Source organism: Paracoccus sulfuroxidans, from assembly GCF_007830335.1.
GTDB classification, from domain to species: domain Bacteria; phylum Pseudomonadota; class Alphaproteobacteria; order Rhodobacterales; family Rhodobacteraceae; genus Paracoccus; species Paracoccus sulfuroxidans.
Window position 1 is genome coordinate 65,476 of record NZ_VLKU01000013.1, and the last position, 25,003, is coordinate 90,478.

Sequence of the window (25,003 nt, forward strand, 5' to 3'; positions counted from 1 at the left end):
ATCTGCGGCTATAGATGTGCCCAAGCACTGCGGAGGGTCAAGACCGTGGCGCAAGAAAAACCACTTCGCTGAGGACGGAATCACGACATGGCAAGGGGATTCGCGGCGGGGTTCGGAGTGGGCGCGGTCATCTGCGGGGCAGGGCTGGTCGCGCTGTCGCTGTCGATGCCCGTGGCGCGCCCGCCTGCCGAGCCCACGGCGACCGACCCCACGGTCGATGCGATGGAGGTTCCCGCAGGCTCGGAATTCGCGCGCGGGGTTGATGAGGCGCCGGTCGCTCCGGCTGAGCTGGCACCGGCGCGGGTGAATGCGGTGGGCGATGCGCCCGCCGTGGTTCTGCCCCCCGATGAGACCGCGCCGCAGCAGGGCGGCGACAACGATCCGCGCCCCGAGACGCGGGTTGATGCGCCCAGTGCCCCCGCGATCGAGCCGCCGCAGCCCGACACCATCGACCTGCCCGCGATCCCTGCGCCGCCCGCGCCGATCCCCGTCGCCCCGCCGGGCCGGGTCGAGGTGCCGGGACTGGACCGCGTGCCGGGCAGCCCCGCACCGGCTGAGCCCCGTCCGCGCGACACTGAAGCCGCCGAGCGGCCTGCGGTCAGCACGCCGGAGCCCGCCGACACCGCGCCCGCGCCTGACGCAGAGCCGGAGGAGACGCCTGAGGCCCCGGCTGCCCCCGCCGTCGCGCCTGAACAGCCCGCCCCGGAGCCTGACGTCCCTGAGACCCCGGAGCCTGCACCGCAGTCACCGGCTCCGGTCGTCACGCCCGAGGAACCCGCGTCCCCGGCCACGCCTGCATTGCCTGCACCGGGGCTGGACCTCTCGACGCCCCCGGATCTGCGCGATCTTCGCCTTCTTGAACGCAACTGAGCTTTTCGGACCTGCCATGCTGCCGTTGAACCCTGCCATCGCCTCGACCTTCCGGCCGCCCGTGATGGAGGCGCGCCGCTGGCTGGAGGGCGTGACCTTCCCGCCCGAGCGCCCGCTGATCAACGTGAGCCAAGCCGCCCCCGTCGATCCCCCGCCCGAGGCGCTGCGCCGCGCCATTGCCGAGGCCTCGCTGGAGCGGGCCGATGCGCATCTTTACGGGCCGGTGCTGGGCCGGACGGACCTGCGCGAAGCGGTCGCGGCCGAATGGACGCAGGCCTATGGCGCGCCCGTCAGCCCCGCGCAGGTGGCGATCACCCAAGGCTGCAATCAGGCCTTCTGCGCGGCCATCGCGACGCTGGCCGGGGCGGGGGATGAGGTGATCCTGCCCGCACCCTGGTATTTCAACCATCGCATGTGGCTGGACATGCAGGGGGTGACGACCGTGCCGCTGCAATGCGGCCCCGGCATGATCCCCTCACCCGAGGACGCCCGCGCGCTGATCACGCCGCGCACCCGCGCGATCGTGCTGGTGACGCCCAACAACCCGACGGGCGCGGAATATCCGGCGGGCATTCTGGCGGCCTTCCGTGACCTTGCCCGCGAGGCCGGGATCGCGCTGATTCTGGATGAGACCTATCGCGACTTCGACAGCCGTCAGGGCGCGCCGCATGATCTGTTTTCCGATCCCGACTGGGGCGATACGCTGATCCAGCTTTACTCTTTCTCGAAAGCCTATCGGCTGACCGGGCATCGCGTGGGCGCGCTGGTCGCCAGCGAGGCGCGGATGATCGAGGTCGAGAAATTCCTTGATACCGTCGCGATCTGCACCGGCCAGCTGGGCCAGATCGGCGCGGCCTGGGGCATGGCGAACCTGCGCCAGTGGCTTGCCGCCGAGCGGGACGAGATCCTTGGCCGCCGCGCCGCGATGATCGCCGGGATGGAGCGGCTGCCGGGCTGGACGCTGAAATGCTGCGGCGCCTATTTCGCTTGGGTCGAACACCCGTTTGCGGCACCGTCGGACCAGATTGCGCGGCGGCTGGTCGAAGGGGCGGGCGTCCTGATGCTGCCCGGAACCATGTTCATGCCCGAGGGCGACAGCGAGGCCGAACGGCACCTGCGCATCGCCTTTGCGAATGTCGACGCGGCAGGGATCGGCGCATTGATCGACCGGCTGGCCCGTTTTCAGGGCTGAGGACTGGACGCAATGTGACCAGCGCAGTCTTGCCGAAGGGGGCCGTGCACCCTAAAGACTGCAACAAAAGGCAAGGACGGGCAGGGACATGAGCAGATTGCGGACCAAGGGCAAATCAACCATCGTATGGCTGCTGATGGGTCTGCTGATCCTCGGGCTGGGCGGCTTCGGCGTGACCAATTTCACCGGCGGCAGCTCCAGCATCGGCTCGGTCGGTGACGTCGAGATCTCGGATCAGCAATATACCCGCACCATGCAGCGCCAGATGCAGGATTTCGCCGCCCGCACCGGACGCAACCTGACCGCCGCCGAAGCGCAGAGCTTTGGCCTGCAACAGGCCGCCGTGGCCGAACTTTTCGCCACCGCCGCCCTTGAGGATGAGGCGAACCGGCTGGGCATCTCGGTCGGAGACGATGCGGTCGGCAAGCAGCTTCTGCAGGTTCAGGCCTTCCGCGGCATGGACGGCAAATTCAGCCGCGACGTCTATAACGACACCCTGCGCCGCGAGGGCATGCGCCCCGCCGAATTCGAGCATGACCTGCGCATGGACATCGCCCGCACCATCCTGGAGCGTGCAGCCGTGGGCGGCGTCAAGGCGCCTGCCACGATGACCGACCTGACCGTCAACTGGCTGCTTGAGACGCGCGACATCCGCTGGACGGAACTGACCGCCGCCGATCTGCCGGTGGCCGTGGTCGAGCCCGACCAGCCGACGCTGGAGGCCTGGCATCAGGCCAATGCCGACCGTTTCACCGCGCCCGAGGTCCGCAAGATCGATTTCGTCTGGCTGACGCCCGAGATGCTGGAAAACTCGGTCGAGGTGGATGAACAGGCGCTGCGCGATCTTTACCAGTCGCGCATCGACGAATTCCAGCAGCCCGAGCGCCGCATGGTCGAGCGTCTGGTCTTTCCCAGCTCCGAAGCCGCAGCCGAGGCCCGCAAGCGTCTGGACGCCGGCGAGGTCGATTTCGAACAACTGGCCGCCGAACGTGGCCTGACGCTGAACGACATCGATCTGGGCGAGGTCAGCCAGGCTGAACTGGGTGCTGCGGGTGATGCCGTCTTCGCGCTGACCCAGCCGGGGATCGCCGGACCTGCCGATACGCCGCTGGGATCGGCGCTGTTTTCGATGAACGCCATCCTCGAGCCGGTGAACGTCACCTTCGAACAGGCCAGCCCCGATCTGCGGGTCGAGGCCGCGCTGGACCGCGCGCGCCGCACGATTGACGATCAAAGCCGCGATTTCGCCGACCAGCTGGCCGGGGGCGCGACGCTGCAGGAACTGGCTGACCAGACCCCGATGGAATTCGGCCAGATCGACTGGTCGGCGGATGTCGAGCCGGGCCCGGGCAGCATCGGCACCTATCCCGCCTTCCGCGAACATGCGGAAAGCGTGACCGAGACCGATTTCCCCGAGATCTTCGAACTGGGCGACGGCGGCATCTTCGCGCTGGAGCTGAAAGAGATCGTGGCCCCGCATCTGATCCCCTTCGCCGAGGTCCGCGACCGCGTGGCCGAGGATTGGGTCCAGAACGAAACCCACCGCCAGCTTCTGGCGCTGGCCGATGAGCGTCGGATGAAGACCGCGACGCCCGAGGCCGAGGATGAGGGTGCGGCCGCTGAAACTCCGGCGACCGAGACCCCCGCGACCGGAGCGGCTGTCGGCCCCGCGGCAGGCGGCCATCCCGTGGCGAACGCGCCCGAGGCGGCCTCGGCCGAGACTCCCGCCACCACCCAGACCGCGCCGCAGGGCAATGAGGCCAAGAACGTCGCACGCGGCGGGCTGGTGCGCGGTGCACCGCAGGATCTGGTCAATCAGGCCTTCGAGATCGCCGCACCCGGCGATGTCGAGGTGGTAGATACCGAGGGCCGCGTCTTCCTCGTGACGCTGGAAAAGGTCACGGCCGCAACCACCGACGGCGCCGATGCGCAGATCGTGCGGCAGGGCGTCGAAAGCCGCCTGAGCGATGCGATGCGTCAGGACCTGCTGAACTATTACACCCGCGCGATCCAGACGGACCGCAAGGCCACGATCAACCAGACCGCCATCGACGCGGTCAATGCACGGGTTCAGTGATGGAGCTTGTCCCCGAATTTTCCGAGTTCGAGCAGGGCTGGGCCGAGGGCCGCAACCAGCTGGTCCGGATCCGGCTGGCCGCCGATCTGGACACGCCCGTCAGCCTGATGCTGAAGCTGGCCGAGGCGCAGCCCAACAGCTTCATGCTGGAAAGCGTGACCGGGGGCGAGGTTCGGGGACGCTATTCCTTCGTCGGCATGAAGCCCGACCTGATCTGGGAATGCCGCGACGGTAAGGCGCGGCTGAACCGCCACGCGCGCTATGCCACCGATTTCGTCGATGATGAGCGTCCGGCGCTGGACAGCCTGCGCGCGCTGATCGCCGAAAGCCGCATCGACATGCCCGAAGACGTGCCTCCGGGCGCGGCGGGCCTGTTCGGCTATCTGGGCTATGACATGATCCGTCTGGTCGAGCGTTTGCCCGACATCAATCCCGATCCGCTGGGCCTGCCCGATGCGGTGATGCTGCGCCCCTCGGTGATGGCGGTGCTGGATGGCGTCAAGGGCGAGGTGACGCTCTGCGCCCCCGCCTGGTATGAGGATGGCGTGCCCGCCCGCGCGGCTTACGCGCAGGCGGCCGAGCGGGTGATGGAGGCGCTGCGTGCGCTGGACCGGATGCCGCAGGAATCGCGGGCGCTGTCGCAGGATGTGAAGGTGGGCGAGCTCCGCTCGAACTTCACGCGCGAGGGCTATCTGGCGGCGGTCGAGAAGGCCAAGGAATACATCCGTGCGGGCGACATCTTCCAGGTCGTGCCCTCGCAACGCTGGGCGATGGATTTCCCGCTGCCGCCCTTTGCGCTCTATCGCAGCCTGCGGCGCACGAACCCCTCGCCCTTCATGTTCTTCCTGAACTTCGGCGGCTTCCAGATCGTCGGCGCCAGCCCCGAGATCCTCGTGCGGCTGCGCAATGATGAGGTGACCGTCCGCCCGATCGCCGGGACCCGCCCCCGTGGCGCGACGCCCGAAGAGGACAAGGCGTTGGAGGCCGATCTGCTGGGCGACCAGAAGGAACTGGCCGAGCATCTGATGCTGCTGGATCTGGGCCGCAACGATGTGGGCCGGGTCGCCAAGATGGGCACCGTGACGCCGACCGAGCAGTTCATCGTCGAACGCTACAGCCATGTCATGCACATCGTCTCGAACGTCGTGGGGCAGCTGCGCGAGGGCGAGGATGCGCTTTCCGCGCTGCTGGCGGGGATGCCTGCGGGCACCGTCTCGGGCGCGCCGAAGGTTCGCGCTATGGAGATCATCGACGAGCTGGAGCCCGAAAAGCGCGGCGTCTATGCGGGCGGCGTCGGCTATTTCGCCGCCAATGGCGAGATGGACATGTGCATCGCGCTGCGCACCGGCGTGGTCAAGGACGGCACGCTTTACATCCAGGCGGGTGGGGGCGTCGTCTATGACAGCGACCCCGAGGCCGAGTTCCAGGAAACCGTGAACAAAAGCAATGCCCTGCGCCGCGCGGCGCAAGAGGCGGCGCGCTTCGTGCGCGGATCGAACTGAGGCGGTACGCAGGGCAGGGCGCCGGTGCGCCTTGCCCGCGCCGTCATTGTTTCAGCATATGCCAGACGCCGCCCTTGCCATCCCCCGTGGCATCGCCGGGCTTCTTGTCGCCTGCATAGTAATAGACGGGCTTGCCGTCATAGGCCCATTGCTGCGTGCCATCGGTGCGCGCGACCATGGTCCAGCCTTCGCCCAGCGACTCACCCTCTTTGGCCATATAGGGCGGCCAGTTGGTGGCGCAATCGTCATAGCAGCTTGAGGTGCCGCCGCTGTCCTTGTCGAAGGTGTAAAGCGTCATGCCTTCGGCCTGCGCAAAGGTCGTCCCCAGCGACAGCAGCAGAAGGCCTGCGGACATACCCGCAAACGCGGTTTTCATGATGTTTCCTCTCAGAGCACGATTGTCAGTCGTCATCGTGCCGCCAGCTCTGCCCCGCGTGCTCCTGTCGGAGAGAGTCGGGTTGGCCGAGTGCATTATAGACCCTGACCGGTCCGTGGCCCGATCACTTCTTTGGGCGCAGGGGGCGGGCTAGCGCGCGCGCCATTCCCGCCAGGTCAGATAGATGATGACCAGATCAAGCAGCGTCAGCGCCAGCAGGAAGGGTGAATGGGTGACAAGGAAACGCTCGGTCTGAAAGACCACGAAGGCCGCAAAGACCGCGATGCCCAGCGGATAGGCGAAGGCGATGCGGCGCATCAGCAGGACCACGATGACCAGTTTGATCAGCCCGTGGCTCATCAGGTAGAAGGCATAGAAATGCTGCGAGCCGTCGCTGAACCCTTCGATCAGGCGCGAGATGCGCAGCGACAGCGGGTCGTCGGGGTCCTCGATCAACTCGCGATGGGTAAGCCACGCGGCCAGCTTGTGGATCTGCGAATTCGGGACCAGCCGAAGGCCAAGGCCGGCCACAGCCTCAAGGGCTGCGAACACGGCTTTCAGCAGAAGGGTCGATTCGAACAGCCAGTGCAGAGGGCCGTGACGGCCCTCGATATGCCTGGCGCTCAATCCTCGCCCCGGTAGGGCTGGACATATTGCAGCGCCATGTCCCAAGGGAAGAAGATCCAGGTGTCCTGGCTGACCTCGGTCACATAATCCTGCACCATCGGCTTGCCCTTGGGTTTGGCATAGACGGTGACGAAATGCGCCTTGGGATAAAGGCTGCGGACATGCTCCAGCGTGCGGCCGGAATCGACCAGATCGTCGACGACCAGAATGCCGGTGCCATCACCCATGACCTGCGGATCGGGGGCCTTCAGCACTGTGATGCCTCCCTGTTCCTGCTTGTGGTAGGACTTGACCGAGATGGTGTCGATGGTGCGGATGTCCAGCTCGCGCGCGACGATCATCGCCGGGACCAGACCGCCACGGGTGATCGCCAGAACGGCTTTCCAGTCCCTGCCATCCAGCCTCCAGGCCAGCGCCCGCGCATCACGATGCATCTGGTCCCAACTGACATGGAAGCCTTTTTCGTGAGGCAAACGGTCGTTCATCGGAGGGGTCCTTTCAGTGTTTGATGATCAGCAGCAGTCCCAGCAATGCCATGGCCGCCGCCGCCGCCCGGTCGATCCAGAATTTCGCGGCGAAGTAGCGCGAGCGCATTGGACCGGTCGACATGGCCGTGGCCACCAGAGCATACCAGAAAAGCTCGGTCGCGAGGCAGACGAAATAAATGACAAGCTGGCGCGGCGCCCCCATCTTCTCGGGGAAGATCGACAGGATCAGCGCGGCATAGAAAAGCGCGGGCTTGGGGTTCGAAAGATTAAGGGCGATCCCGCCCCAGAAGCCCTTGGTGGTGCCGCTGGCCGGATCGGGCAGCGGCTGGGTCGAGGCGCGCCAGAGGCCCCAGGCGAACCACAGAAGGTAAAGCCCGCCAAAGATCTTCATCCCGGCAAACAGCGCAGGGTGCAGGCGGAACACGACCGCCAGCCCCAGAAGCGCGAAGATGCACCAAAGCGAAGCGCCCACCGCCAGCCCGAGGGCATAGGGCAGGGCGCGCTCTCGGCCATGCGCGAAGGCCGTCTGCACGGCCGCGATGATGGCCGGGCCGGGCGTCAGGATGGCCAGCGACAGGGCCGTAAACAGCGCCAAGAATTGCTCGACGCTCATCGGGACGGGCCTAGTCTTTCTTGGTCGTCGAGATGTCAGGGGCGTCGACCGCCTTCATCCCCACGATATGATAGCCCGAGTCGACGTGATGCGTCTCTCCGGTGACGCCCGAGCCCAGATCCGACAGCAGGTAAAGGGCCGATTTGCCGACCTCATCCTGGCTGACGTTGCGGCGCAGGGGCGAGTTCAGCTCGTTCCATTTCAGGATATAGCGGAAATCGCCGATCCCCGAGGCGGCGAGCGTCTTGATCGGCCCGGCGCTGATCGAGTTCACGCGGATGCCGTCCTTGCCCAGATCCTCGGCCAGATAGCGCACCGACGCCTCAAGCGCGGCCTTGGCGACGCCCATGACGTTGTAATGCGGCATGACGCGCTCGGCCCCGTAATAGGTCATGGTCAGCATGCTACCGCCATTGGGCATCATCGCGGCGGCACGGCGCGCGACGGCGGTGAACGAATAGACCGAAATGTCCATCGTCATCAGGAAGTTGTCGCGCGTGGTGTCGGCATAGCGACCGCGCAGCTGATCCTTGTCCGAAAAGCCGATGGCATGGACCACGAAATCCAGACTGTCCCACCGCGTGCGGATATTGTCGAAGAGCGCGTCGATCGAGGCCTCGTCCGACACGTCGCACTCGGCCAGAAAATCCGACCCGATCTCGGCCGCCAGCGGCTCGACCCGACGCTTGAGCGCCTCGCCCTGATACGAGAAGGCCAGTTCAGCCCCCTGGTCGGCCAATGCCTTGGCGATTCCCCAGGCGATGGATTTGTCGTTCGCCAGCCCCATGATGAGACCGCGACGGCCCTTCATCAGCCCCATACCGCCTTCACTTGACATGCTGCTGTCCCTCGAGCTTTTTCGATTTCAGCAGGATTAGGCGAAGTACAAGGGGGCATCAAGTGTCCGGAGGACGACAATCGTGAGTGACCGCAACGGAATTTTTGCCGGGGATGACCCGTTCATCCTGGCGCGGAGCTGGCTGGAGGAGGCCGTGCGGACCGAGCCGAACGACCCCAATGCCATCGCGCTGGCCACGGTCGATGCAGAGGGGCTGCCCGATGTGCGCATGGTCCTGCTGAAGGAAATCGAGGGCCAGGGCGAGACCGGTGCCTTCGTTTTTTTCACCAATTATGAAAGCGCCAAGGGAACCGAGATCGAGGCCACCGGCGTTGCCTCTTTCGTGATGCACTGGAAATCGCTGCGCAGGCAGATCCGGGTGCGGGGCAGGGTAACACGGACCGAGGCCGAGGTCTCTGACGCCTATTACAAGACCCGCGCGCTGCAATCGCGCATCGGAGCCTGGGCGTCGGCGCAAAGCCGGCCCTTGGAAAGCCGAGCCTGGCTGGTCGCCGAGGCGGCAAGGCAGGGGTACAACCACGGGATGAATCCCTTACGTCCCCCTTTTTGGGGAGGGTACCGTATTGTTCCATCGCAGATTGAATTCTGGGCAGATGGTGCCTTCCGCCTGCACGACAGATTTGTCTGGAAAAGGGCAGGTGAGCCGACAGAAAATCAACAAGTTACCGAAACGTCACGTCAAAAAAATCAAAGTTTGTGGACCGTGACGCGTCTTAGTCCTTGATGCTGGCGGTTGTTTTATCCATGGTGCGGAAAACCTGACCCTATGGTCGTCCTTTCAGTTCAGTTTTGAAGTGACAACAGGCGATTTGGCCGTATGCTCGGGGGACTTTGGGTGAACTCTCGTTACGGGAAGTGTTGAGATATGATCGACAACGACGGACAACAGCGTAAGGTCGCGGGCGTCGTGAAATGGTTCGATGTGGCGAAGGGTTTCGGCTTTCTGACCGACCCCGACGGCGGTGCGGACATTCTGTTGCATGCGAATGTGCTGCGCAATTTCGGGCAGGGGTCTGTCGCTGACGGGGCCCGTATCAATGTCATGGTGCAAGCGACTCCGCGGGGGATGCAGGCGGTCGAGATTCTGTCGATCGACCCGCCGCTGACCGAGCCGATGCCTCCCATCGAGGATCTGTGCGCGGCCACTCCGGAAGAGATTGCCCTGCTGCCTCTGTTGCCGGCCCGCGTGAAATGGTTCGACAAGGCCAAGGGCTTCGGCTTTGCCAACGTCTTTGCCCAGAAGGGCGACGTTTTCCTGCATATCGAGGTGCTGCGACATTCGGGCTTTTCGGATCTGACCGTGGGTGAGGCGATTGCGATTCGCGTCGTCGACGGCCGCCGTGGCCTGATGGCCGCTCAGGTGATGTCCTGGGAAAGGGTCGCTGGCGAGATGCGTGCCGCCACTCCGGGGGGGGGGGCCGCGCCCGCCAATAAATTGCGGCTTGTCGCGGGCGCGGTATGAAATTTGAAGCTGCGGTAGTCATGCTGGCCCTTACAACGGGCAGCGCGGCCGCAAATATGTCCCCGGTTTCCTGTCAGATCGACAAAGCATTGCTGCTTGGGGACGGAAAACAGGTGGAGGTCAGCGTGGAAATCGCTGACCAACCTGACGAGCGCGCCCAGGGACTGATGTTCCGGCGCGACCTGCCGCAAGGGCAGGGGATGCTGTTCATCTATGAAGAGCCGCAAGAGGTCAGCTTCTGGATGCGCAACACGCTGATCCCGCTGGATCTGATTTTCATCGACCAGACCGGCGTTGTCCGCCATGTCAGCCCGATGGCGAAGCCGCTGGATGAGACCTCGATTCCCGGCGCTGCCCCGAACGATCCCTCGCCAAAGCGGCTGATGGTTCTGGAGGTCCCCGGAGGCGACGCTGCGCGGCTTGGCATCACCCCCGGAATGGCGCTGGCGCATCCGGCCCTGCCTCAGGCCCAGGCGGCACAGCCGTGCCGCTGATCGGACAATGGGCTGATTCTGTTGAAATCTGCCGAAATTGTCCTTTCCCCTTTGCGCCCCACCGGCTAGAAGGCCATTGGATCGGGGCGTAGCGCAGCCTGGTAGCGCGACGGTTTTGGGTACCGTAGGCCGGAGGTTCGAATCCTCTCGCCCCGACCATGGTTTCAGCCCGATTGTGGCACTCCATTTTACACTCCATTTTACAGATTGGTTCGCTTTTCGGCCTCGGCCAGCTTTGCTGCGAGGCCATCAGTCATGCGTGGCGACAAGGCGACATAGCGTTCGATGACCTCGGCGGCGTGCTTGATCGACCAGCCCATGTGAGTCGCGATCTCTTTGAGTTCCGCCCCTGCATCCAGCAGTCTGGTTGCTGCTGTCCCGCGTGCGTCATAAAGCCGCAGTTCCTTGCGCAGCTTCAGGATGTCCCGCCATTCCGACACGGCGTCTCCCAGGTAGTTCTCATGCTTGTAGGGCTGCCCGCCCTTGTTGACGATCAAGCGCTCCTGTCGCTCAGGTGTCTCAGCGATGAGCTCGGCCATGCGGGGGGTGACCGGGATCGATGCCAGCCGCCGACGCTTCTTGGTCCACACGACGATTCGATGACCATGGGGCGTCCGGTGGATATGCTCCCTCGACAAGAGAGACAGATCACCCGGGCGCAGTCCAGTCTCGAGAGCGACGGCCAGAATGCGCCACACGTGCTTTGGTGCGCCCAGCTTGAAGGTCTCGATTTCGTCAGGAAGCCAGAAGATTTCGGATCTGTTTGAGCGATAGATAGATTTTATCTCTCGCAGCTGGTGGACCTGCAGAAGGCGGCGATCCAGCCCGAAGCCTACAAGACGCTGTAGGTGCCGGATGCGGTCATCGCCCACCTTGCCGCCAATGCTATCCCGCCATTTCAGCGCCGTTGTCCGAATCCTCGGATCGTTGAAGGCTGCGATAGGGGCGTCACCGAACTTCTTGTCGATGCCGTTCGACGCGTGATTGATTGAACCGCGCATGTCGCTCTTGGTGCGCGGTGCCAACTTTTCAAACTCTGCACTGGAGAGAAACGCGAGGATGACCTCTCTGAACTTGCCTTTCGCAGCAGATCCTTTCGACGCACAGGCCGCGAGGGCGGCGAGATAATCGGCGGATCCAACCTTGATGTCGCTTTCAGATGACCAGAAGCGCGGCGCACCCTTTCCGCGCCACGCATAGTGGTACTCGCGCTTCGTGCCGTCAGCGAGCTTCATACGGACGCGGTGCACGCCGGTCAGATTAATCCTGGTCATCGAACCACTCGTCTACCTTGTTGCCCTGCCGATTCGCTGGTCCTTCCGGTGGCAGGATGCGAATCAGCCCGTCTGGCGTTACCTCAATTATCGATTGCGGATCGGCGTCTCGTGCGCCTTTAACGGCACGCCGGACCATAGCTTCCGTAAACTGAGCGCGCCTACCCATCACCCGATCCTCCTGACTTCTTCCATTGCATAGCCGCCCCATTGGGCTGCTGCAGCGCGCATCATCCCCGGATAGGACCTGCTGCGTAGCCGGGCGCGTTCGGGGCCGGGCGACATGCGGTGGACCCGGTTCCACGCCCTCCACTCGTCGGTCCCGCGTTCCGGCTCGACCAGCTGATCCGTTGCGGCCAGCGCGGGCAGGCCGCGCAGATACCAGCCTGTCGCCTTGTATTCGGGATGACCGAACCAGTGCGGCTGGACCATATGCGGCGAGGGGAGGTCAGCAGGCATGCGATCACGCGCCAGATCATTCATTTCCGGGTTCTCGATGGCGACCCGCTCGATCGGTGCCGTCCAGCATGTGGTGAAGATGCTGACGCCAAGCTCAAATTCGGTGCGCATGTCCTCCCAGCTGCGGCCCTTGGGCAGCCGCTTTGGGTGCGTCCATTTCCCGGGTCCGCTCATCCAGCGGCGGCCGGAGCGGCACAGGCGCGTGCAGGGCGGATGCATGACCGCCAGCAAGTCCCACCCCTCCTGCAGGATGCCATTGCGGATATCGCACCGGATATGCCGGTTGCTGCCATCCTCGGCAGCTTCGATGTCGCAGGACCAGACGTCATGCCCAAATGCAGCGAAGGCGCGCCGCGCGATGCCTGAGGTTTCGCAGCCGATCAGCACGCGCATCATGCCATCGCCTCCAGCCGATGGACGCGCGCGGCCATGCTGCGCGGGATCGGCCTGCGCCCGGCTTCCCATTCGCGAATGCGCTTGTAGCCATTGGGGCTCATACCCAAGGCGCGGGCGAACTCCCGGCCCGTCAAGCCGAGCTGCTTGCGCATCTTCCACATCTCATGACCTGCCATGCTGGATGACCCGACCGGATGGAGGTACGGCGCATCGTTACCCTTCATGCCGCATCCTCCGGGAAGCAGTTCGCGCAGCTGGCGTAGGCGAGAAGCGCCCAATCCTCGGTGCCATGACCTTGGCAGAGGCGGCAGGCCGGATCAGGGCCAAAGAACCCGCTGATCTGGCGGATGGCTTCCTCCGCTGTCCGGGCGATCCCCGCTGAGCCCGTTTCCTCGTGGGTCCAGCTGAAGCGCGCGCCCGGGACATCGTGCTCGTGGATGGTGATCCCGCGATGGGTAATTGAGGCATTGATTTGCATCTTTGCTCCGAGGCTTGTGGCTGGTGCTTGGGATGCTGGCCCACGCGGGGCCAGGCACCGAAGCATCAGTTCGCGCCGATTTCGGGAATACCCATGAGCAGCGGGAGTTCGGTCGCCTCGCGGGCGTGATCCATCGCTTCGCGCGCCGCGTCGCGCAGCGCAGAGTCCGGGTTGTAGATCGAGACGATGAACTTTACGTCCGAGCCCGCCTTGCGATAGCGGAACCTGACAGCCAGACGGTAGAGCGCCCCTTCCTCAAAGACCGGAATGGCGATCATGAACAGGTTGGGCAGGGTCAGAGGCGTGCCGTCCGGACTGCGATGCTCGGTCAGGAACTGCACCTGAGCTTCGCCGGTATCGCGGTTCGTCTTGACCTCGATATGCCCGACTTCGTGGATCTTCAGCTCACGCGACAGTAAGTTGATCGCGGCATATTGCCCAAACCGCCCTTGGATTTTGGCGGCAATGTCGATCATCCGCTTTTCCCAGATTTCCACCTCGGCGCCGGGCGACCCGAGAAGGGCGGGCGTGGGATCAAGGAAGTCCTCGGCATTGGCTTCGATGAATTCGCCAAAGATGTCCTTATCGAGCGCCTTGCCATCGATCTCCATCCAGCGCTTCCATTGTTCGGAGACCGGGAAGTCATAGACAGCGCGATGGCGACCATAGTTGGCGGTGGGATCGCCCGCCGTGGCGTCGACGGTCGCGCTGCCCTCGGCATGGTAATCGATCACGGAAATCAGCTTCGGCGCGGGATGGATCTGGCCAAACAGCACCGTCTCGTGCCCCTTGAAGCGATTGGTCCATGCAATCAGGCTTTCAAGATCCGCCAGAATGGCTTTGCCGGTGCGCTGAAGCGGCTTCAACGCCTCGACGACGGCGCGATGCTTGGCGGTCAGATCCTCGACGCGCAGCCCATCGGGAACGGCGACGATGTAGGGACCGTCAATGCCGGGATCGCAAATGGTTTGCACCTGGGCCAGTCGGGGCATTTCGGCCAGCAGCGTTTCAGCGATGTTCTTGGGTGTTTCGGACATAGAGTGCTCCATCAGTCTGCAGCGCGCAGTTCGCGGCGCCCGCCGCCTGCGTCACGAATTTCCATGCGCGATTGCGCGGGGTTATGGGTGGTGATGCCGCCGTCTCCGGTCATCCAGGCGACGGCTTTGCGCTTGGGCGGCTTGGGTCCGACGATCTTGTCGTCGATCACCATCTCGGTGGCGCCGAACGGATCGACCTTGACGTCGATGGTCAGGGTGATCTTGCCTTTGGCGGTGGTCGAATACTGTTGCGCGAAGCTGCGCATTTCGACGTTGTTGGCCTCGATCCGAGACAGGAGATCCGGAAGATAGTCCCCGGCATCGGCCAGCGACAGCATCTGATCGAGGCTGCGCATTTGCGGGTTGGGCGTGTCCATCATCAGGCCTCGTCGTCCTGTTCGATGCGCGCACGCACGAAGCAATCCTTGGCCTCGATCAGTTTGCGCATGCCTGCGGTCTTCTCCGGCCCCTCGCTGAGCGCCATGTCGAGTTCATGCGCCAGTGCACGGATCGGCTGCACGACGGCACCCAGATGCGGTGGCAGGTGATCATGGCGAAGCCACTTCTGAAGGCGGTTCATCGGCTGTTCCTGTTGCTGATTGCCCGGAGCCGCCGGGCGCGGATCTGAGAAAATGCCCCCGGCCCGAGCAGAAGCCGGGGGCCAGTGCGGCTCAGCGGGACAGGCGCGTCGTACTGAGCGCTTTTGCGTTTGGGTTTTGTGCCTGCGAAATTTGTGGCCGGGTCCGGGCCGCTGCTGTCACCGCGCGAATGTCACTGGCGAGGCTGGAGTTGCCGATCTGGGGCACCTCGGCCAGCACCCGGCGCAGCAGGGCATGCATGGTCAGATTTTCTTGCATCAGCGTCGGCAGCTGTGCGGTGAAATCCTGACCCATCAGGTTGATCGGCGACGGTTTCATGGTGCGGCGCGCTCTGAAATGGCGACCCAGCCGCCGTCCCGCGCTTGCGCGGCCGTGGGGACGACGAAATCGCGGACCTCAGACCAGCTCAACGTTGCAGACAGGATGTGCCAGATCACCAGCAGCAGGATCGCAGCGGCAATGGCCGAGATGGCCAGCAGCGCGGCCCCCATGATGTTGATCAGCAGGCGCGGGCTGGCGGAGGGCGCTGCGGTGACGGTGAGGGCAGGGTGCATGTGCGGGCTCCATCCGGGGTGGGATGGGATCACCCTACTGGGGGAAATCCCCCATGTAAATACAGAAAGGGGGAATTCCCCCAGTGTAAGCGATTCGTCTTTCCTATTCCCTGTTCTGAGATCCGCGCCTCACCGCCTTTGTGCCGGGTCCTGAAAGTAAGAGGCCCGCCACTTAGGGCGGGCCGGCAGGACCTTTTCGACTGTTTTGCTATGCAGAAAGTCTATTGCTCCAGAGGGGTGGGTGTCTCCATGAGCCACTCCACCATCTCAATCACCATCCGCACGCCTCTCGCAGGGGCTTCGATGCTTCTTCAATGCCAGAGACGTTGAATGTCATCTCCACGGGGGATTCAGAAAAGGGGGTTGCGCGAACATATAGACTTGAGGCCCCGTACATATCCTTGATGAATGGGATCGATTTTCCGCCGTTCCATAGCCCGAGGGCCATGTTGTCTGTGGACTCGTCCATATTCACCCTTTTTGCGGCCCTGTCGTCGACTCGGTAGTCAACCCGGCCTCGTCCCTGCAGGTCTGCCATAAAGTTGCCCGCCCATAGGATATAAAGTGCAGTCGTGTTCTCTTTGCACCTGATCAGGAGAGATCCCTTTTCGGATCCTCCAAACCGCTTCCGGACAGGCTCGTTGCTTTCGAGCGCCATCGTGACTTGCGTTGTGTCGTCAAGCTTCGATTTATCGATCTCAACCTTCCACTCGCTCTCGGTCTCTACCGTTTCCGATGCCCTATAGGATTGATCAAAACAATTAAGCCGATCATCCGGATCAGTGATTTTGACGCATTCTTCCTGCGCTGCAGCCGTTCCCGCCGCTGCAATAAGAAAGCCAGCCGTAAGCACCGCTTTGCACATATTAAGCTCCTGCAAAATTTGAACTTTACTACTGTCAGAACCAACTTTCCGATACAATATATACGCCTAATCCCCGCACACTATCGGGAACCTTCTTCTTGCGGGCACGACTTCAAATCCTCTCCACCATCTCAGCAGGAAGCACCATCATCACCCGAGCGGCCCATTTGATCCGCACATTATGGCGGGTCTCAGCGTCAGGGTTCAGGCTGATCAGGTGGAACAGTCCCGGCTCCGCGCCGCGCTTGACCTGTTTGACCCAAGCCATGCCGTCAGCATCTTCGACGATGCATGGGCGACCGATATCCTCGTCGGGGATGCCGTCATGAGTATGTCGAGCAAAGAAGAGGATGTCCCCAGGCTGATACATCGGCGCCATCGAATCGCCCTCCACCTCGACGGCGCCAAAGTCGCGGGCCGTGCCATTCCGAAGCAATTGCGCTGGTGCTGCGACCTGAAATAGGCCGCCATCCGCAGTGTGATCAACAAGGGGCACCTGCGCGCCGGCACCAACTCGGCCTGCAATGCTTATCGATTGGGGCGGATGGAATTTGGTGATTTGGCCCGAAAGTCCGATCTCAATTATTTCATCTACAGATCTCGATAGCTCGCGTGCGATTGCGTACGCATTGCTAACCTTAGGGGCGGATGCGTAGCGAAACAGGTCTCGTATGCCAGACTCACCCATGCCAGCTGCAATCGACAGGGGTTTCATCTTGTGACCCTCAGATTCAAGAATAATTTTTAAGCCGCGCGCAAAGGCATCTAGATGTTCTTTAGGCATGTGGGGAAACTACCCCACTTTCCTGCACGCGACTATCGGGGTGTTTCCCCTTGACGAGATGGGGAAACACCCCCATTAATGCCGTATGGAACAGTTCGTCGCTGAAATCGAAGCCTATTGCACGGCACGCGGCATCTCTCCGCAGAACCTTCTGCGCAGGGCCATCAATGCGCCGTGGGGCCAATGGCAAAAATGGAAGGATGGTAAGTCCAGCCCGACCATGCTGATTGCTGACAAATTGCGGCAGCACATGCGCACGAGCGCCTGCGTCGAAACTCCCGAGGACGCAGCATGAGCCTTCGCCCCGCTGCGTCTTCTTCTCGCTCTGATGATCGTCCTTCCACACGAGGACACAACAGCACGGGATCATCTGAAATGTCTTTCCGAAAATGCGGGGGCGAGGAGGCGGAGCGCGCCTGGTTCGCGGGCCTGCTGTGGCGGGCCTTCCCAGACGCGCGCTCAGAGAATGAACTGGCCGAGCTGGCGGCCGATGTCCTGACCTCGGACAGCCGCCCGGTCACATCGCGCACGGTGCGCAACTGGCTGCGGCGCGAGAACGCCCCTCATTTTCGCTATGTGCTGAAGGTCATTGCTTTGGTCGGTGCGGAGACCGTGTTCCAGATCATCGATCCGGAGGTGCACTGATGCGGCTGCTGTGGCGCATGGCGCAACGCTATTACGACGCCCGCCACCGGCGGGCGATGCGGCTGGCGGAACAATCCGCCGCCGATGCCGACTGGTTCAAATCGCAGTCGGAAAGGTTTTTCCAACGGATCAAGGGGGCGCGCAAACTATGAGCCGCAAGACCGTTCTGGAGGCCCATGGCTTCAGCTCGCCCACCGAGGCAGCCCGCGCTTTGGGCGTTTCCACCCACGTGCTTTATAAGCACATCGACCAGTTCGGGAGCCTCGATCGGGTTGGTGTGAAGCAGTCAGTCGTGGCCGAGAACGCGAGGTCCATTGATCTGCCTGATGGCACGCGGGTTGCTTCAATTACTGAGGCATCCCGCCTTCTTGGTTGCACTGATCACAAGATCCACATCCACCTGAAACGGTACGGACACCTGCGCTTTCTTGTTCAGGGCGAACCCAGCATGCCCGATCTGGGCGCAATCGCGGATCTGGCGGATGAGCCCGCGCCCACGGGGCCGGTGCTGAAACCCGTCACATCATATTCCGCGACTCGACGGCGCGAAGTGGATGTTGAGGCTGTGATCGAGACCTTTCGCCAGTGCCGCGACCAGTATCTGGAGGCGATGGCATGATGCGTAGCGGTGATCACGCGGCGCGTCAGCAGGATGAGCGCGATCTGTCAATTCTTCGCCGCGCCTGCGCGGGCGAGAAATATTCTGACATCAGTCGGGGTCATGGCATGGCCACGACCTTTGCCCGAGTGGTCGTGGCGCGCATTCGTGATGCCGATCTGCGCGAGAGCGGTGAGCCGCAAAGCATGGTGCTGGCGGGCTATCCCGGTGCGAGGTCGTGATGGGCAAGCGCTCCAGTTTTGAACGCCGCCCGCGTGACTTCTATCCGACACCCCGCGCCGCCTGTGCGCCGTTGCTGCCGCATCTGCCCTATGGCGCGATGTTCATCGAACCCTGCGCGGGCGACATGGCGCTGGTCCATGGTTTGGAGGCCGGGGGAATGTCCTGCCAGTGGGCAGGCGACATCGAGCCCCGGCACCCAGATGTCCAGCGCTTTGATGCGCTGGAGGAAGATCTCGGGATGATGTTGGATTCCGCCGATTACATCATCACCAATCCGCCTTGGGCGCGCGAGATCCTTCACCCGATGATCCGCACCTTCTCGGCCCTTCGCCCGACATGGTTGCTCTTTGATGCGGACTGGGCGCACACGCGGCAGTCAGCCGCGTATATGCCGTTGTGTCGTGCCATCGTTTCGGTCGGCAGGGTGAAGTGGTTTCCCGACAGTACAATGACCGGCAAAGACAACTGCTGCTGGTATCTCTTCGACGCGACCGAGCGCGGGGCGGCCCAGTTCTTCGGGAGGGTTGCCGCATGATCACCAAGGCGCCCAACGGCGGCGTGCACCGCGCGCATGTGACCTGCGATTTCTGCGGCACTCTTGAGGTGGTGGCGTGTGACCGACTGCGCCGCAAGGGCGGTGAGACGCAGCTCAACATCGGGCAGATCAACAACAAGCTCACTTCCCGGAAGTGGGTCATCTCCAACGGCAAGCATGAATGCCCCGCCTGCGCAGCGCGTCGGCGGGCATTCGCATGTCAGAAGAAGGAAGAGGAGGCCGCACCGGTCATGTCAGTTTCCGCCACATCGCCATCACAATGCCCGCCGCGCGAACCGACCGGCCCGCAAAAGCGCCTCATCGTTCTTGCGCTCGAAAATTCCTACGACGTCAAGGGCAAGCGATATCGCGGCCACGAGACCGATGCGACGCTGGCCGCTGATCTGGGTGACGGAATTATGCCGGGCTGGGTTGCAGCACTGCGCGAGGACATGTTTGGCCCGAGCGGTGGCAACGAAGAGATCGAGGCCATCCGCAGCGAGCTGGCGACAGTCAGAGGTGAGTTTCAGGCGCAGTCCGCTGCGCTCAGCCAGCGGCATATCGCGCAGGTAGAAGCGCTCTCGAAACGCCTTGACGCGGTCTGTGCGGCTGTCGGCCCCCGCGCGGAAAGGCTCTGACGATGTCAACGGTGAAACAAGAGCACGCTATTGAGGCCATGACGCGCCTTCAGCAGGAATTTCATTCACTGTGCGGTGAAATGATCAACGTGCGCGGCGTGCCTGAGGGCACGGTATTCCAGGTTGGACTTTGGACGATGGTCGCCTTGATGGCTGAATTGGAGGGCGTGGAGCCTACACGCGCCATGGCTGATCGCGCGCTTTGGGCTTGGCAGAATCTGGATTCTTTAGAGTTTGCGGTAGCGAAGGGGAGTGCTTGACGCCATGACCTCGCCACTTCGCACGCTCCAGCCGGTCTCGATCGATGATCTGCCGGAATATCCCATCTCTGCTGAGGATCGGCTGGATAGCCATTTCTTTATTCAGTGGAACCTGAAACGCTGGCGCAAGAGCAGCTTTCGCAATCTGGCCGAGCCTGAGATCGGTTGGTTCGGGTTTCTGCTGTTCTGTGAGTCTCATGACGAAACGCCGGTGGGGACGCTGCCGACGGATGAGCGTTTGCTGGCCCGCGCCCTCGGGATCACCGTAGAGCGCTGGCAGTCGCTGTGCCGTCGAGACATCACGCCCCTGCACAATTGGTCGAAGGTGATGTGCGACAATGGCGAAGTGCGGCTGGCGCATCCCGTCGTCACCGAGGTCGCTCTGGAGGCTTTGAAGTCCAGCCGGAAGAACAAGTCTGACCGTGACGACCGCAGGCGGGCGAAGCGGATCAAGGACTTGGCCGAAATGATCGAGAAACGCATCCAGGCACCGCAGCTGCTGCGCAACCCAGGTTTCGTTGATCAGTTCAATGACTGGCTGGAGACTCGCTATCCGGAGACACAGCGGCGCGAACCGTTCATTCGTACGGCTTTGAGCGAATTCCAGGTGGAGGCCATGTCGTGATCGGCTCCCTGCGCAATCTGTCACATTCTGTGACTGTTACAGAATATTCCGGAACGGTTACAGAAAATCACGGAATAAACACAGATCGTCACGGAATTTCACGGAAAATTCCGGACCATTTCCCCTTTTTTGCCCGGATTCCGTGACCGCTGAAAGGAGAAGAAACGAAAAGAAACGAAACGAGAAGACATAGGCGGATCGCGAGGAATGCGGACTCGCGCCTGTGGATATGTTGGCATTGCTGAGAAAAGAGGGATGGCCATGACCGGGACTGTGGCAGAGAGGGAAGCGCGGGTTGAGGGGTTGTTGATCGAGCCTTTGGCAGGGCTGGCGCGAAAGCGCGGGGTCGGGGCCGAGGCGCATGACAAGATGCTGCACCGCCTGCGCAGGCGGTTGGCCTACATGAGCGATGCCAATCTGCGGGGGATGGTTGACCTGATCCTTCGTCATGCGGGCAAGGGCACGTGGCCGGATGCCGCATTGGTTGAGGCGTGGGCGCTGACCTTGCAGGTTCCGCCGCCCTCCGATCAGGAATGGACCTATCCCAGGACATTGATGCAGTCGGCGTTGGGGCGACAGGCGATGGCGGAAGGTTGGGCGTTCGAGCTGTATGAAACCGCCAAGCGCCTCGGCCCGCCGCCCAATCGGTACGTGACGCGGGATCTGAAGGAAGATGCGGAAAAGAACCAGCATCGGCGGAAGGTGATCACCGAGAACATCGGCGCAGGGCTTGCTTCGGAGGCCGACAAGCGGTGGCTGGCATATTGGCATCGCGAGATGCAGGAGATCGAGGCGATCCAGTCGGCCTCGGCCACCGAAAGCGGGGACGCGGCATGACGAAAGAGTTTCGGGAGGCGGCGGCAGCGCGGGCTGCCGCAGAACGGGCGCGGCTGGATGCCATTCGAGCGGCCAGCGCTGTGCCTGATGAGTGCGGGCCGGATATCATCCCCGCGCCAGCCCGTGGCGGCTTTGTCCTTCAGCGATTGGTCGAGGTCATTCCGCAGGGGGATGACGGCTTTGCCGTGGCTCCCACTGGGTACGGGCATCGTTCTGCCATCCGGACCGCTGACATCTTCGATCGAATGCGAGCTCAGGCATTGCGTGCCAAGCGACCTATGCCGCTGACACCGGGGCAGGTTGCCATGGGGCGGCGGTATCGTGACCTTGTCGAAATCCTCGATGCGGGAGGCTGCAAGCTATCCAGTCTCGATAGTTCCAGCGGATCGGCAGACGGCGGCAACTGGATGGACCGCCGCCTTGAGGTCTCGGGTGAATTGGCTCAGCTGCGCCGCAGGATCGGTGGGCAAGATGCGCTGATTGTTCGGCGTGTCCGACCGTCCAAGCGCGCGGTCCTCGCAGCCGGGGAAGATACGCGCTGCAAGTTCAGCAATCTGGATGTCGTTCATCTGGTCTGTGTCGATGACTACAGCGCGGGCGACGTGCTGCGGCGTTTCAGGTGGCAGGATAATGGCCGCAACAAAAAGGCCATCATGGAAGCGCTGAGCGGCTCTCTGGCGCGCATGATCGGGTATTAGGGCGAAAAAGCTCTCTTGACCCCTTATGGCCCTCTATGAGAGATATCTGGATAGTATCAAGAAGTGCGCCCGGCAGGATGATCCCTGACCGGGCGCACTTCGTTTCGGGTGCTTGTCGGCTGGTGATCGGGACGTCACCGAGCTTCCCCGCGTCAGCCGTTCGATCGGCAAAGATGACCGACCCATCCGGCGCGGGCTCAGTTCCAAGGATCAGCATGGCAAGGCTCAAGCAATTGACCCCTCGGGTTGGCGCGCTGCAGCAGCGCATGCCGCAACCGCATGGGCAGTCCCGCGTTCGCGATCAGGTCTATGCCTGGCGCAAGTGGTACAAGTTGCAGCGATGGCGCGACCTTCGCTGGCAGGTGCTGGTCGATGCGATGTTCACCTGCGCTCGCTGCCAGCGGGTCGGAGCCGGGCCGGATCTGGTCGCGGACCATAAGGAACCGCATCGTGGCGACGCGGACCTGTTTTGGGATCGGCGCAACCTGCAATGCCTCTGCAAGCCCTGCCATGACGGAGAAAAGCAGCGGGAAGAGCGCGCTCGGTCCTGAACTCGGGGCCGATTGACGCCGTGGCCCCCAAGGGGGGGGTAGGTGGAAAGTCTGGGGGCCATCCGGGGCCGGACCCGCGTCCCCCTCAAGCGGAGATTTTTTTTCGGGACAGGATTTATGGACGACCATCGCGAGACTGACCTTTTCGGAAACCCCACCAGAGCCCGTAAAGGACTGCGTGGGCGGCCTCGTCGCGAGTTCAGCAAAATGGACTTCGATATGGTTGAAGGCGGCCTATCGAAGGGCTGGTCGAATGAGCGGATCGCCAAAGCCCTGAAGGTGGGTCTATCGACGCTGAAGCGGAATTTTGGACCGGTCCTGTCTGCGCGGGATGTTCTTCCGGATCGGCTGGAACTGGCGATCTTTTCGACGACCGTGCGAAAAGCAATTGAGAAGGGTGACATGGGCGCGGTCCGCCAGCTTCGGCAGATGATTGAAGAGGATAGCCGTCGGCTGTCGACGCGGCGATTCGACGACGCGCAAGAGCGCGCGAAGGTGGCGGCGCGCGCCAAGCCAATGGGCAAGAAAGAGGCGGCCCAGATGGCAGCCGAGACGGCCGGGGGCGAAGGGTCGCTTTGGGGCGATGATCTTACGCCCGGGTTCAGCAGGCCGAACTGATGACGGTCCCAATTCGGGATAGCGCCTGGTCCACGGCTGTGCCGGACTGGGAGGACCGGATCAAGTCGCGGCGCAGCCTGGTGCCGGATCTGCCGTTATTCGATGACGTGGCAGAGAAGGCGCTGCGGATCTTCAAGCGCCTTCGCGTCCCGGACATCATCGGAACGCCGACCTATGGCGAGGTCTGTGGCGAATGGGTCTTCGATTTCGTGCGCGCGGTGTTTGGCAGTTACGACCCCGACACCAAGCGACGGATGATCCGAGAGTTCTTCCTGCTGGTGCCGAAGAAGAACGGCAAATCCTCAATCGCTGCGGCCATCATGGTCACCGCGATCATCCTGAACGAAAGACCGTTGTGCGAACTCCTGCTGATTGCCCCGACCATTGCGGTCGCGGGTATCAGCTATGATCAGGCCCTCGGCATCATCGATCTGGATGAGGACCTGCTGAAGCTGCTGCATCCGCAGCCGCATCTCAAGACGATCACGCATCGCATCACGGGCGCCGTTCTGTCGATCAAATCGGCCGACCCGAAAGTGGTGACGGGCACCAAAGCGGCTTATGTCCTCATCGATGAGTTGCATGAGTTTGCCGAGATGTCGCGCGCCGCCGCGGTGATGCGCGAGATCAAGGGCGGGTTGGCGGCCCGGCCAGACGGGTTCCTGCTGACGATCACGACCCAATCTAAGAAGCCGCCCGCAGGGGTCTTCAAATCGGAACTGGACAAGGCTCGGGCGGTTCGGGATGGCGACATCGTGCTGCCCCTGGTCGCCGTACTCTATGAATTGCCGCTGTCGCTGTCGAAGGACGGCGGCTGGAAGGACCCGAAGACCTGGTCCATGGTCAACCCGGCCCTTGGTGCGTCAGTCCAGCCGGAGTTTCTGGCCGACGAACTGGTCGCGGCTGAGGCGGACGGCATTGAGGCGCTGGTGCTGCTAGCCAGCCAGCACTTCAACGTGCAGATCGGCATGGGCCTGCGCGCTGACCGCTGGCCTGGTGCGCTGCACTGGGAGAAATGCGGGGATGCCAGCCTGACGCTTGATGAGCTGATCCGTCGCTCGGAGGTGTGCGTGGTCGGCGTCGACGGCGGCGGCCTCGATGACCTCTTCGCCATGGCCGTGATCGGCCGAGAAGAGGAAACGCGGGACTGGCTGCACTGGGCGCATGCCTGGGCCTACCCTGATGTGCTGGAGTACCGGAAAGAGATTGCGCCGCGACTGAAGGACTTCGAGGCAGCCGGTGAGCTGACCATCTGCGAGACCATCGGTGACGATGTGCGAGGCGCAGTCGATATCATCGAGCGCCTTGAGTTGGCGGCGCTCTTGCCCAGAGACACGCCTGCTGTCGGGCTCGATGCACATGGGATCGCGGAACTGTTGGATGAACTGGAGGCGCGCGGGTTTGGCGATGACCGCCTGATCAGCGTCGGGCAGGGGTGGAAGCTTCAGCAAGCGGTCGTGACGCTGCCGCGCCGCCTCAAGAACCGTCAGCTGATCCACGGCGGCAGCGACATGATGGCGTGGAACGTCGGCAACGCCAAAGCCGAGTTGAAGGGCAGCAACTACATCGTGACGAAGCAGGTCGCCGGTAGCGCCAAGATAGATGCGCTGATGGCGACCTTTAACGCCGCGATGCTGATGTTCGGGAATCCTGTGTCCGCTGATGCGGGGCGCAGCAGCTATTTCGCAGCTTTGGGGGCCGCATGAGAGTGAAGGATTGGCTTGGCTCCCTGCTGGCGCCGAAGGTAAA

37 protein-coding genes and 1 tRNA gene are annotated in these 25,003 nt (G+C 62.9%); 22 read left to right on the plus strand and 16 right to left on the minus strand.

Translation table 11 applies throughout. The features are described from left to right. Positions 1-87: 87 nt before the first annotated feature. The 4 genes from IQ24_RS20530 (at position 88) to trpE (ending at position 5,641) form a co-directional block, all read left to right on the plus strand. The gene (locus IQ24_RS20530; RefSeq protein WP_145399576.1) at positions 88-870 is read left to right on the plus strand and encodes a hypothetical protein; all 783 of its coding nucleotides are present in this window, start codon (positions 88-90) and stop codon (positions 868-870) included. A gap of 16 nt (positions 871-886) precedes the next feature. Next, positions 887-2,062, plus strand: coding sequence for an aminotransferase (locus IQ24_RS17500; protein ID WP_145399577.1), 1,176 nt, complete (start codon positions 887-889; stop codon positions 2,060-2,062). Positions 2,063-2,150: 88 nt separating this feature from the next. Continuing rightward, the gene (locus tag IQ24_RS17505) at positions 2,151-4,139 is read left to right on the plus strand and encodes a peptidylprolyl isomerase (protein WP_242008306.1); all 1,989 of its coding nucleotides are present in this window, start codon (positions 2,151-2,153) and stop codon (positions 4,137-4,139) included. Next, positions 4,139-5,641: an anthranilate synthase component I gene (trpE, locus tag IQ24_RS17510; RefSeq protein WP_145399578.1), complete on the plus strand. Its 1,503-nt coding sequence runs from the start codon at positions 4,139-4,141 to the stop codon at positions 5,639-5,641. The genes IQ24_RS17505 and trpE overlap by 1 nt, the downstream gene beginning before the upstream one ends. A 43-nt stretch (positions 5,642-5,684) precedes the next feature. On the opposite strand, the gene IQ24_RS17515 is transcribed toward trpE, so the two are convergent. The 5 genes from IQ24_RS17515 to fabI all read right to left on the minus strand — a co-directional run bounded on the left by IQ24_RS17515 (position 5,685) and on the right by fabI (position 8,583). Then, positions 5,685-6,017: a COG4315 family predicted lipoprotein gene (locus IQ24_RS17515; protein WP_145399579.1), complete on the minus strand. Its 333-nt coding sequence runs from the start codon at positions 6,015-6,017 to the stop codon at positions 5,685-5,687. Between the two features lie 150 nt (positions 6,018-6,167). Then, positions 6,168-6,644 carry a DUF2127 domain-containing protein gene (locus tag IQ24_RS17520; RefSeq protein WP_158637560.1) on the minus strand — a complete coding sequence of 159 codons (477 nt, stop codon included), beginning with the start codon at positions 6,642-6,644 and terminating at the stop codon, positions 6,168-6,170. Continuing rightward, complete coding sequence (gene gpt, locus IQ24_RS17525) at positions 6,641-7,129, minus strand: xanthine phosphoribosyltransferase (protein WP_145399581.1); 489 nt, start codon at positions 7,127-7,129, stop codon at positions 6,641-6,643. Before gpt ends, IQ24_RS17520 begins: the two co-directional genes overlap by 4 nt. A 13-nt stretch (positions 7,130-7,142) precedes the next feature. Then, the gene (locus IQ24_RS17530; RefSeq protein WP_145399582.1) at positions 7,143-7,745 is read right to left on the minus strand and encodes a LysE family translocator; all 603 of its coding nucleotides are present in this window, start codon (positions 7,743-7,745) and stop codon (positions 7,143-7,145) included. A 10-nt stretch (positions 7,746-7,755) separates the two neighbouring features. Next, positions 7,756-8,583 (minus strand): enoyl-ACP reductase FabI, encoded by an 828-nt coding sequence (fabI, locus tag IQ24_RS17535; protein WP_145399583.1) that lies wholly within the window; start codon positions 8,581-8,583, stop codon positions 7,756-7,758. A gap of 82 nt (positions 8,584-8,665) precedes the next feature. On the opposite strand from fabI, the gene pdxH reads away from it, so the two are divergent. The 4 genes from pdxH to IQ24_RS17555 all read left to right on the plus strand — a co-directional run bounded on the left by pdxH (position 8,666) and on the right by IQ24_RS17555 (position 10,719). Continuing rightward, positions 8,666-9,328: a pyridoxamine 5'-phosphate oxidase gene (gene pdxH / locus IQ24_RS17540; RefSeq protein WP_145399584.1), complete on the plus strand. Its 663-nt coding sequence runs from the start codon at positions 8,666-8,668 to the stop codon at positions 9,326-9,328. 141 nt (positions 9,329-9,469) lie between these two features. Then, positions 9,470-10,066, plus strand: coding sequence for a cold-shock protein (locus IQ24_RS17545; RefSeq protein WP_145399585.1), 597 nt, complete (start codon positions 9,470-9,472; stop codon positions 10,064-10,066). A gap of 125 nt (positions 10,067-10,191) precedes the next feature. Next, positions 10,192-10,560, plus strand: coding sequence for a DUF192 domain-containing protein (locus tag IQ24_RS17550; RefSeq protein ID WP_338419482.1), 369 nt, complete (start codon positions 10,192-10,194; stop codon positions 10,558-10,560). A gap of 82 nt (positions 10,561-10,642) precedes the next feature. Then, positions 10,643-10,719: transfer RNA gene (locus tag IQ24_RS17555), tRNA-Pro, on the plus strand. Between the two features lie 41 nt (positions 10,720-10,760). Here IQ24_RS17555 and IQ24_RS17560 read toward each other — a convergent pair. From IQ24_RS17560 to IQ24_RS17610, 11 genes are all read right to left on the minus strand, one after another. Further along, the gene (locus IQ24_RS17560) at positions 10,761-11,834 is read right to left on the minus strand and encodes a tyrosine-type recombinase/integrase (protein ID WP_145399587.1); all 1,074 of its coding nucleotides are present in this window, start codon (positions 11,832-11,834) and stop codon (positions 10,761-10,763) included. A gap of 168 nt (positions 11,835-12,002) precedes the next feature. Beyond that, entirely contained in the window at positions 12,003-12,689 is a 687-nt protein-coding gene (locus IQ24_RS17565) for a hypothetical protein (protein WP_145399588.1), read from the minus strand. Beyond that, positions 12,686-12,913: a helix-turn-helix domain-containing protein gene (locus IQ24_RS17570; protein ID WP_145399589.1), complete on the minus strand. Its 228-nt coding sequence runs from the start codon at positions 12,911-12,913 to the stop codon at positions 12,686-12,688. Before IQ24_RS17570 ends, IQ24_RS17565 begins: the two co-directional genes overlap by 4 nt. After that, positions 12,910-13,167, minus strand: a complete 258-nt coding sequence (locus IQ24_RS17575) for a hypothetical protein (RefSeq protein ID WP_145399590.1) — start codon at positions 13,165-13,167, stop codon at positions 12,910-12,912. Before IQ24_RS17575 ends, IQ24_RS17570 begins: the two co-directional genes overlap by 4 nt. 65 nt (positions 13,168-13,232) lie before the next feature. Next, the gene (locus IQ24_RS17580; RefSeq protein ID WP_145399591.1) at positions 13,233-14,204 is read right to left on the minus strand and encodes a DUF2303 family protein; all 972 of its coding nucleotides are present in this window, start codon (positions 14,202-14,204) and stop codon (positions 13,233-13,235) included. A gap of 11 nt (positions 14,205-14,215) precedes the next feature. Next, the gene (locus IQ24_RS17585) at positions 14,216-14,584 is read right to left on the minus strand and encodes a hypothetical protein (RefSeq protein ID WP_145399592.1); all 369 of its coding nucleotides are present in this window, start codon (positions 14,582-14,584) and stop codon (positions 14,216-14,218) included. Continuing rightward, positions 14,584-14,784, minus strand: a complete 201-nt coding sequence (locus IQ24_RS17590) for a hypothetical protein (protein ID WP_145399593.1) — start codon at positions 14,782-14,784, stop codon at positions 14,584-14,586. The genes IQ24_RS17585 and IQ24_RS17590 overlap by 1 nt, the downstream gene beginning before the upstream one ends. A 91-nt stretch (positions 14,785-14,875) precedes the next feature. Continuing rightward, complete coding sequence (locus IQ24_RS17595) at positions 14,876-15,097, minus strand: hypothetical protein (RefSeq protein WP_145399594.1); 222 nt, start codon at positions 15,095-15,097, stop codon at positions 14,876-14,878. A gap of 20 nt (positions 15,098-15,117) precedes the next feature. Beyond that, a complete protein-coding gene (locus IQ24_RS17600) occupies positions 15,118-15,357 on the minus strand; it encodes a hypothetical protein (RefSeq protein WP_145399595.1) in 240 nt (79 codons plus the stop codon). Positions 15,358-15,628: 271 nt separating this feature from the next. Continuing rightward, positions 15,629-16,222 (minus strand): type VI secretion system-associated protein TagO, encoded by a 594-nt coding sequence (locus IQ24_RS17605; protein WP_145399596.1) that lies wholly within the window; start codon positions 16,220-16,222, stop codon positions 15,629-15,631. A gap of 112 nt (positions 16,223-16,334) precedes the next feature. Further along, on the minus strand, positions 16,335-17,006 hold the full coding sequence (locus IQ24_RS17610) for a S24 family peptidase (RefSeq protein ID WP_199756631.1): 672 nt from the start codon (positions 17,004-17,006) through the stop codon (positions 16,335-16,337). An 85-nt stretch (positions 17,007-17,091) separates the two neighbouring features. Between IQ24_RS17610 and IQ24_RS17615 the strand changes: the two genes are divergently transcribed. From IQ24_RS17615 to IQ24_RS17675, 14 genes are all read left to right on the plus strand, one after another. Then, positions 17,092-17,301 (plus strand): hypothetical protein, encoded by a 210-nt coding sequence (locus IQ24_RS17615; RefSeq protein ID WP_145399597.1) that lies wholly within the window; start codon positions 17,092-17,094, stop codon positions 17,299-17,301. A gap of 80 nt (positions 17,302-17,381) precedes the next feature. Continuing rightward, positions 17,382-17,651 carry a hypothetical protein gene (locus IQ24_RS17620; RefSeq protein ID WP_145397122.1) on the plus strand — a complete coding sequence of 90 codons (270 nt, stop codon included), beginning with the start codon at positions 17,382-17,384 and terminating at the stop codon, positions 17,649-17,651. Next, a complete protein-coding gene (locus tag IQ24_RS20305; RefSeq protein ID WP_199756632.1) occupies positions 17,651-17,803 on the plus strand; it encodes a hypothetical protein in 153 nt (50 codons plus the stop codon). Before IQ24_RS17620 ends, IQ24_RS20305 begins: the two co-directional genes overlap by 1 nt. After that, a complete protein-coding gene (locus IQ24_RS17625; protein ID WP_145399598.1) occupies positions 17,800-18,270 on the plus strand; it encodes an NUMOD1 domain-containing DNA-binding protein in 471 nt (156 codons plus the stop codon). Before IQ24_RS20305 ends, IQ24_RS17625 begins: the two co-directional genes overlap by 4 nt. Beyond that, on the plus strand, positions 18,267-18,491 hold the full coding sequence (locus IQ24_RS17630; RefSeq protein WP_242008310.1) for a hypothetical protein: 225 nt from the start codon (positions 18,267-18,269) through the stop codon (positions 18,489-18,491). The genes IQ24_RS17625 and IQ24_RS17630 overlap by 4 nt, the downstream gene beginning before the upstream one ends. After that, the gene (locus IQ24_RS17635) at positions 18,491-19,027 is read left to right on the plus strand and encodes a class I SAM-dependent methyltransferase (RefSeq protein ID WP_145399599.1); all 537 of its coding nucleotides are present in this window, start codon (positions 18,491-18,493) and stop codon (positions 19,025-19,027) included. The genes IQ24_RS17630 and IQ24_RS17635 overlap by 1 nt, the downstream gene beginning before the upstream one ends. Continuing rightward, the gene (locus IQ24_RS17640; protein WP_145399600.1) at positions 19,024-19,665 is read left to right on the plus strand and encodes a hypothetical protein; all 642 of its coding nucleotides are present in this window, start codon (positions 19,024-19,026) and stop codon (positions 19,663-19,665) included. Before IQ24_RS17635 ends, IQ24_RS17640 begins: the two co-directional genes overlap by 4 nt. Positions 19,666-19,667: 2 nt before the next feature. After that, the gene (locus tag IQ24_RS17645; RefSeq protein ID WP_145399601.1) at positions 19,668-19,925 is read left to right on the plus strand and encodes a hypothetical protein; all 258 of its coding nucleotides are present in this window, start codon (positions 19,668-19,670) and stop codon (positions 19,923-19,925) included. A gap of 4 nt (positions 19,926-19,929) precedes the next feature. Further along, positions 19,930-20,550: a hypothetical protein gene (locus IQ24_RS17650; protein ID WP_145399602.1), complete on the plus strand. Its 621-nt coding sequence runs from the start codon at positions 19,930-19,932 to the stop codon at positions 20,548-20,550. Positions 20,551-20,757: 207 nt separating this feature from the next. Next, positions 20,758-21,387, plus strand: a complete 630-nt coding sequence (locus tag IQ24_RS17655; RefSeq protein ID WP_145399603.1) for a hypothetical protein — start codon at positions 20,758-20,760, stop codon at positions 21,385-21,387. Next, positions 21,384-22,085, plus strand: coding sequence for a hypothetical protein (locus IQ24_RS17660; protein WP_145399604.1), 702 nt, complete (start codon positions 21,384-21,386; stop codon positions 22,083-22,085). The genes IQ24_RS17655 and IQ24_RS17660 overlap by 4 nt, the downstream gene beginning before the upstream one ends. Positions 22,086-22,300: 215 nt before the next feature. Further along, on the plus strand, positions 22,301-22,636 hold the full coding sequence (locus IQ24_RS17665; protein ID WP_145399605.1) for an HNH endonuclease: 336 nt from the start codon (positions 22,301-22,303) through the stop codon (positions 22,634-22,636). 117 nt (positions 22,637-22,753) lie between these two features. Further along, complete coding sequence (locus tag IQ24_RS17670; protein ID WP_145399606.1) at positions 22,754-23,254, plus strand: hypothetical protein; 501 nt, start codon at positions 22,754-22,756, stop codon at positions 23,252-23,254. Further along, positions 23,254-24,960, plus strand: coding sequence for a terminase large subunit (locus IQ24_RS17675; protein ID WP_145399607.1), 1,707 nt, complete (start codon positions 23,254-23,256; stop codon positions 24,958-24,960). The genes IQ24_RS17670 and IQ24_RS17675 overlap by 1 nt, the downstream gene beginning before the upstream one ends. Positions 24,961-25,003: the final 43 nt, after the last annotated feature.

Excerpts from the sequence above, each read along its gene's own strand:
- IQ24_RS17585 (WP_145399592.1), bottom strand. The coding sequence starts at position 14,584 with ATGATGGACACGCCCAACCCGCAAATGCGCAGCCTCGATCAGATGCTG.
- IQ24_RS17505 (WP_242008306.1), top strand. The coding sequence starts at position 2,151 with ATGAGCAGATTGCGGACCAAGGGCAAATCAACCATCGTATGGCTGCTG.
- IQ24_RS17590 (WP_145399593.1), bottom strand. The coding sequence starts at position 14,784 with ATGAACCGCCTTCAGAAGTGGCTTCGCCATGATCACCTGCCACCGCAT.
- IQ24_RS17605 (WP_145399596.1), bottom strand. The coding sequence starts at position 16,222 with ATGTGCAAAGCGGTGCTTACGGCTGGCTTTCTTATTGCAGCGGCGGGA.
- IQ24_RS17635 (WP_145399599.1), top strand. The coding sequence starts at position 18,491 with ATGGGCAAGCGCTCCAGTTTTGAACGCCGCCCGCGTGACTTCTATCCG.
- IQ24_RS17530 (WP_145399582.1), bottom strand. The coding sequence starts at position 7,745 with ATGAGCGTCGAGCAATTCTTGGCGCTGTTTACGGCCCTGTCGCTGGCC.
- IQ24_RS17600 (WP_145399595.1), bottom strand. The coding sequence starts at position 15,357 with ATGCACCCTGCCCTCACCGTCACCGCAGCGCCCTCCGCCAGCCCGCGC.
- IQ24_RS17570 (WP_145399589.1), bottom strand. The coding sequence starts at position 12,913 with ATGAAGGGTAACGATGCGCCGTACCTCCATCCGGTCGGGTCATCCAGC.
- IQ24_RS17545 (WP_145399585.1), top strand. The coding sequence starts at position 9,470 with ATGATCGACAACGACGGACAACAGCGTAAGGTCGCGGGCGTCGTGAAA.
- IQ24_RS17625 (WP_145399598.1), top strand. The coding sequence starts at position 17,800 with ATGAGCCGCAAGACCGTTCTGGAGGCCCATGGCTTCAGCTCGCCCACC.
- IQ24_RS17670 (WP_145399606.1), top strand. The coding sequence starts at position 22,754 with ATGGACGACCATCGCGAGACTGACCTTTTCGGAAACCCCACCAGAGCC.
- IQ24_RS17650 (WP_145399602.1), top strand. The coding sequence starts at position 19,930 with ATGACCTCGCCACTTCGCACGCTCCAGCCGGTCTCGATCGATGATCTG.
- IQ24_RS17640 (WP_145399600.1), top strand. The coding sequence starts at position 19,024 with ATGATCACCAAGGCGCCCAACGGCGGCGTGCACCGCGCGCATGTGACC.
- IQ24_RS17610 (WP_199756631.1), bottom strand. The coding sequence starts at position 17,006 with ATGCCTAAAGAACATCTAGATGCCTTTGCGCGCGGCTTAAAAATTATT.
- IQ24_RS17560 (WP_145399587.1), bottom strand. The coding sequence starts at position 11,834 with ATGACCAGGATTAATCTGACCGGCGTGCACCGCGTCCGTATGAAGCTC.
- fabI (WP_145399583.1), bottom strand. The coding sequence starts at position 8,583 with ATGTCAAGTGAAGGCGGTATGGGGCTGATGAAGGGCCGTCGCGGTCTC.
- IQ24_RS20305 (WP_199756632.1), top strand. The coding sequence starts at position 17,651 with ATGCGGCTGCTGTGGCGCATGGCGCAACGCTATTACGACGCCCGCCAC.
- IQ24_RS17515 (WP_145399579.1), bottom strand. The coding sequence starts at position 6,017 with ATGAAAACCGCGTTTGCGGGTATGTCCGCAGGCCTTCTGCTGCTGTCG.
- IQ24_RS17620 (WP_145397122.1), top strand. The coding sequence starts at position 17,382 with ATGTCTTTCCGAAAATGCGGGGGCGAGGAGGCGGAGCGCGCCTGGTTC.
- IQ24_RS17615 (WP_145399597.1), top strand. The coding sequence starts at position 17,092 with ATGGAACAGTTCGTCGCTGAAATCGAAGCCTATTGCACGGCACGCGGC.
- IQ24_RS17565 (WP_145399588.1), bottom strand. The coding sequence starts at position 12,689 with ATGATGCGCGTGCTGATCGGCTGCGAAACCTCAGGCATCGCGCGGCGC.
- IQ24_RS17630 (WP_242008310.1), top strand. The coding sequence starts at position 18,267 with ATGATGCGTAGCGGTGATCACGCGGCGCGTCAGCAGGATGAGCGCGAT.
- IQ24_RS17660 (WP_145399604.1), top strand. The coding sequence starts at position 21,384 with ATGACGAAAGAGTTTCGGGAGGCGGCGGCAGCGCGGGCTGCCGCAGAA.
- IQ24_RS17645 (WP_145399601.1), top strand. The coding sequence starts at position 19,668 with ATGTCAACGGTGAAACAAGAGCACGCTATTGAGGCCATGACGCGCCTT.
- IQ24_RS17675 (WP_145399607.1), top strand. The coding sequence starts at position 23,254 with ATGACGGTCCCAATTCGGGATAGCGCCTGGTCCACGGCTGTGCCGGAC.
- IQ24_RS17580 (WP_145399591.1), bottom strand. The coding sequence starts at position 14,204 with ATGTCCGAAACACCCAAGAACATCGCTGAAACGCTGCTGGCCGAAATG.
- IQ24_RS17655 (WP_145399603.1), top strand. The coding sequence starts at position 20,758 with ATGCGGACTCGCGCCTGTGGATATGTTGGCATTGCTGAGAAAAGAGGG.
- trpE (WP_145399578.1), top strand. The coding sequence starts at position 4,139 with ATGGAGCTTGTCCCCGAATTTTCCGAGTTCGAGCAGGGCTGGGCCGAG.
- IQ24_RS17595 (WP_145399594.1), bottom strand. The coding sequence starts at position 15,097 with ATGGGTCAGGATTTCACCGCACAGCTGCCGACGCTGATGCAAGAAAAT.
- IQ24_RS17500 (WP_145399577.1), top strand. The coding sequence starts at position 887 with ATGCTGCCGTTGAACCCTGCCATCGCCTCGACCTTCCGGCCGCCCGTG.
- IQ24_RS20530 (WP_145399576.1), top strand. The coding sequence starts at position 88 with ATGGCAAGGGGATTCGCGGCGGGGTTCGGAGTGGGCGCGGTCATCTGC.
- IQ24_RS17665 (WP_145399605.1), top strand. The coding sequence starts at position 22,301 with ATGGCAAGGCTCAAGCAATTGACCCCTCGGGTTGGCGCGCTGCAGCAG.
- gpt (WP_145399581.1), bottom strand. The coding sequence starts at position 7,129 with ATGAACGACCGTTTGCCTCACGAAAAAGGCTTCCATGTCAGTTGGGAC.
- IQ24_RS17575 (WP_145399590.1), bottom strand. The coding sequence starts at position 13,167 with ATGCAAATCAATGCCTCAATTACCCATCGCGGGATCACCATCCACGAG.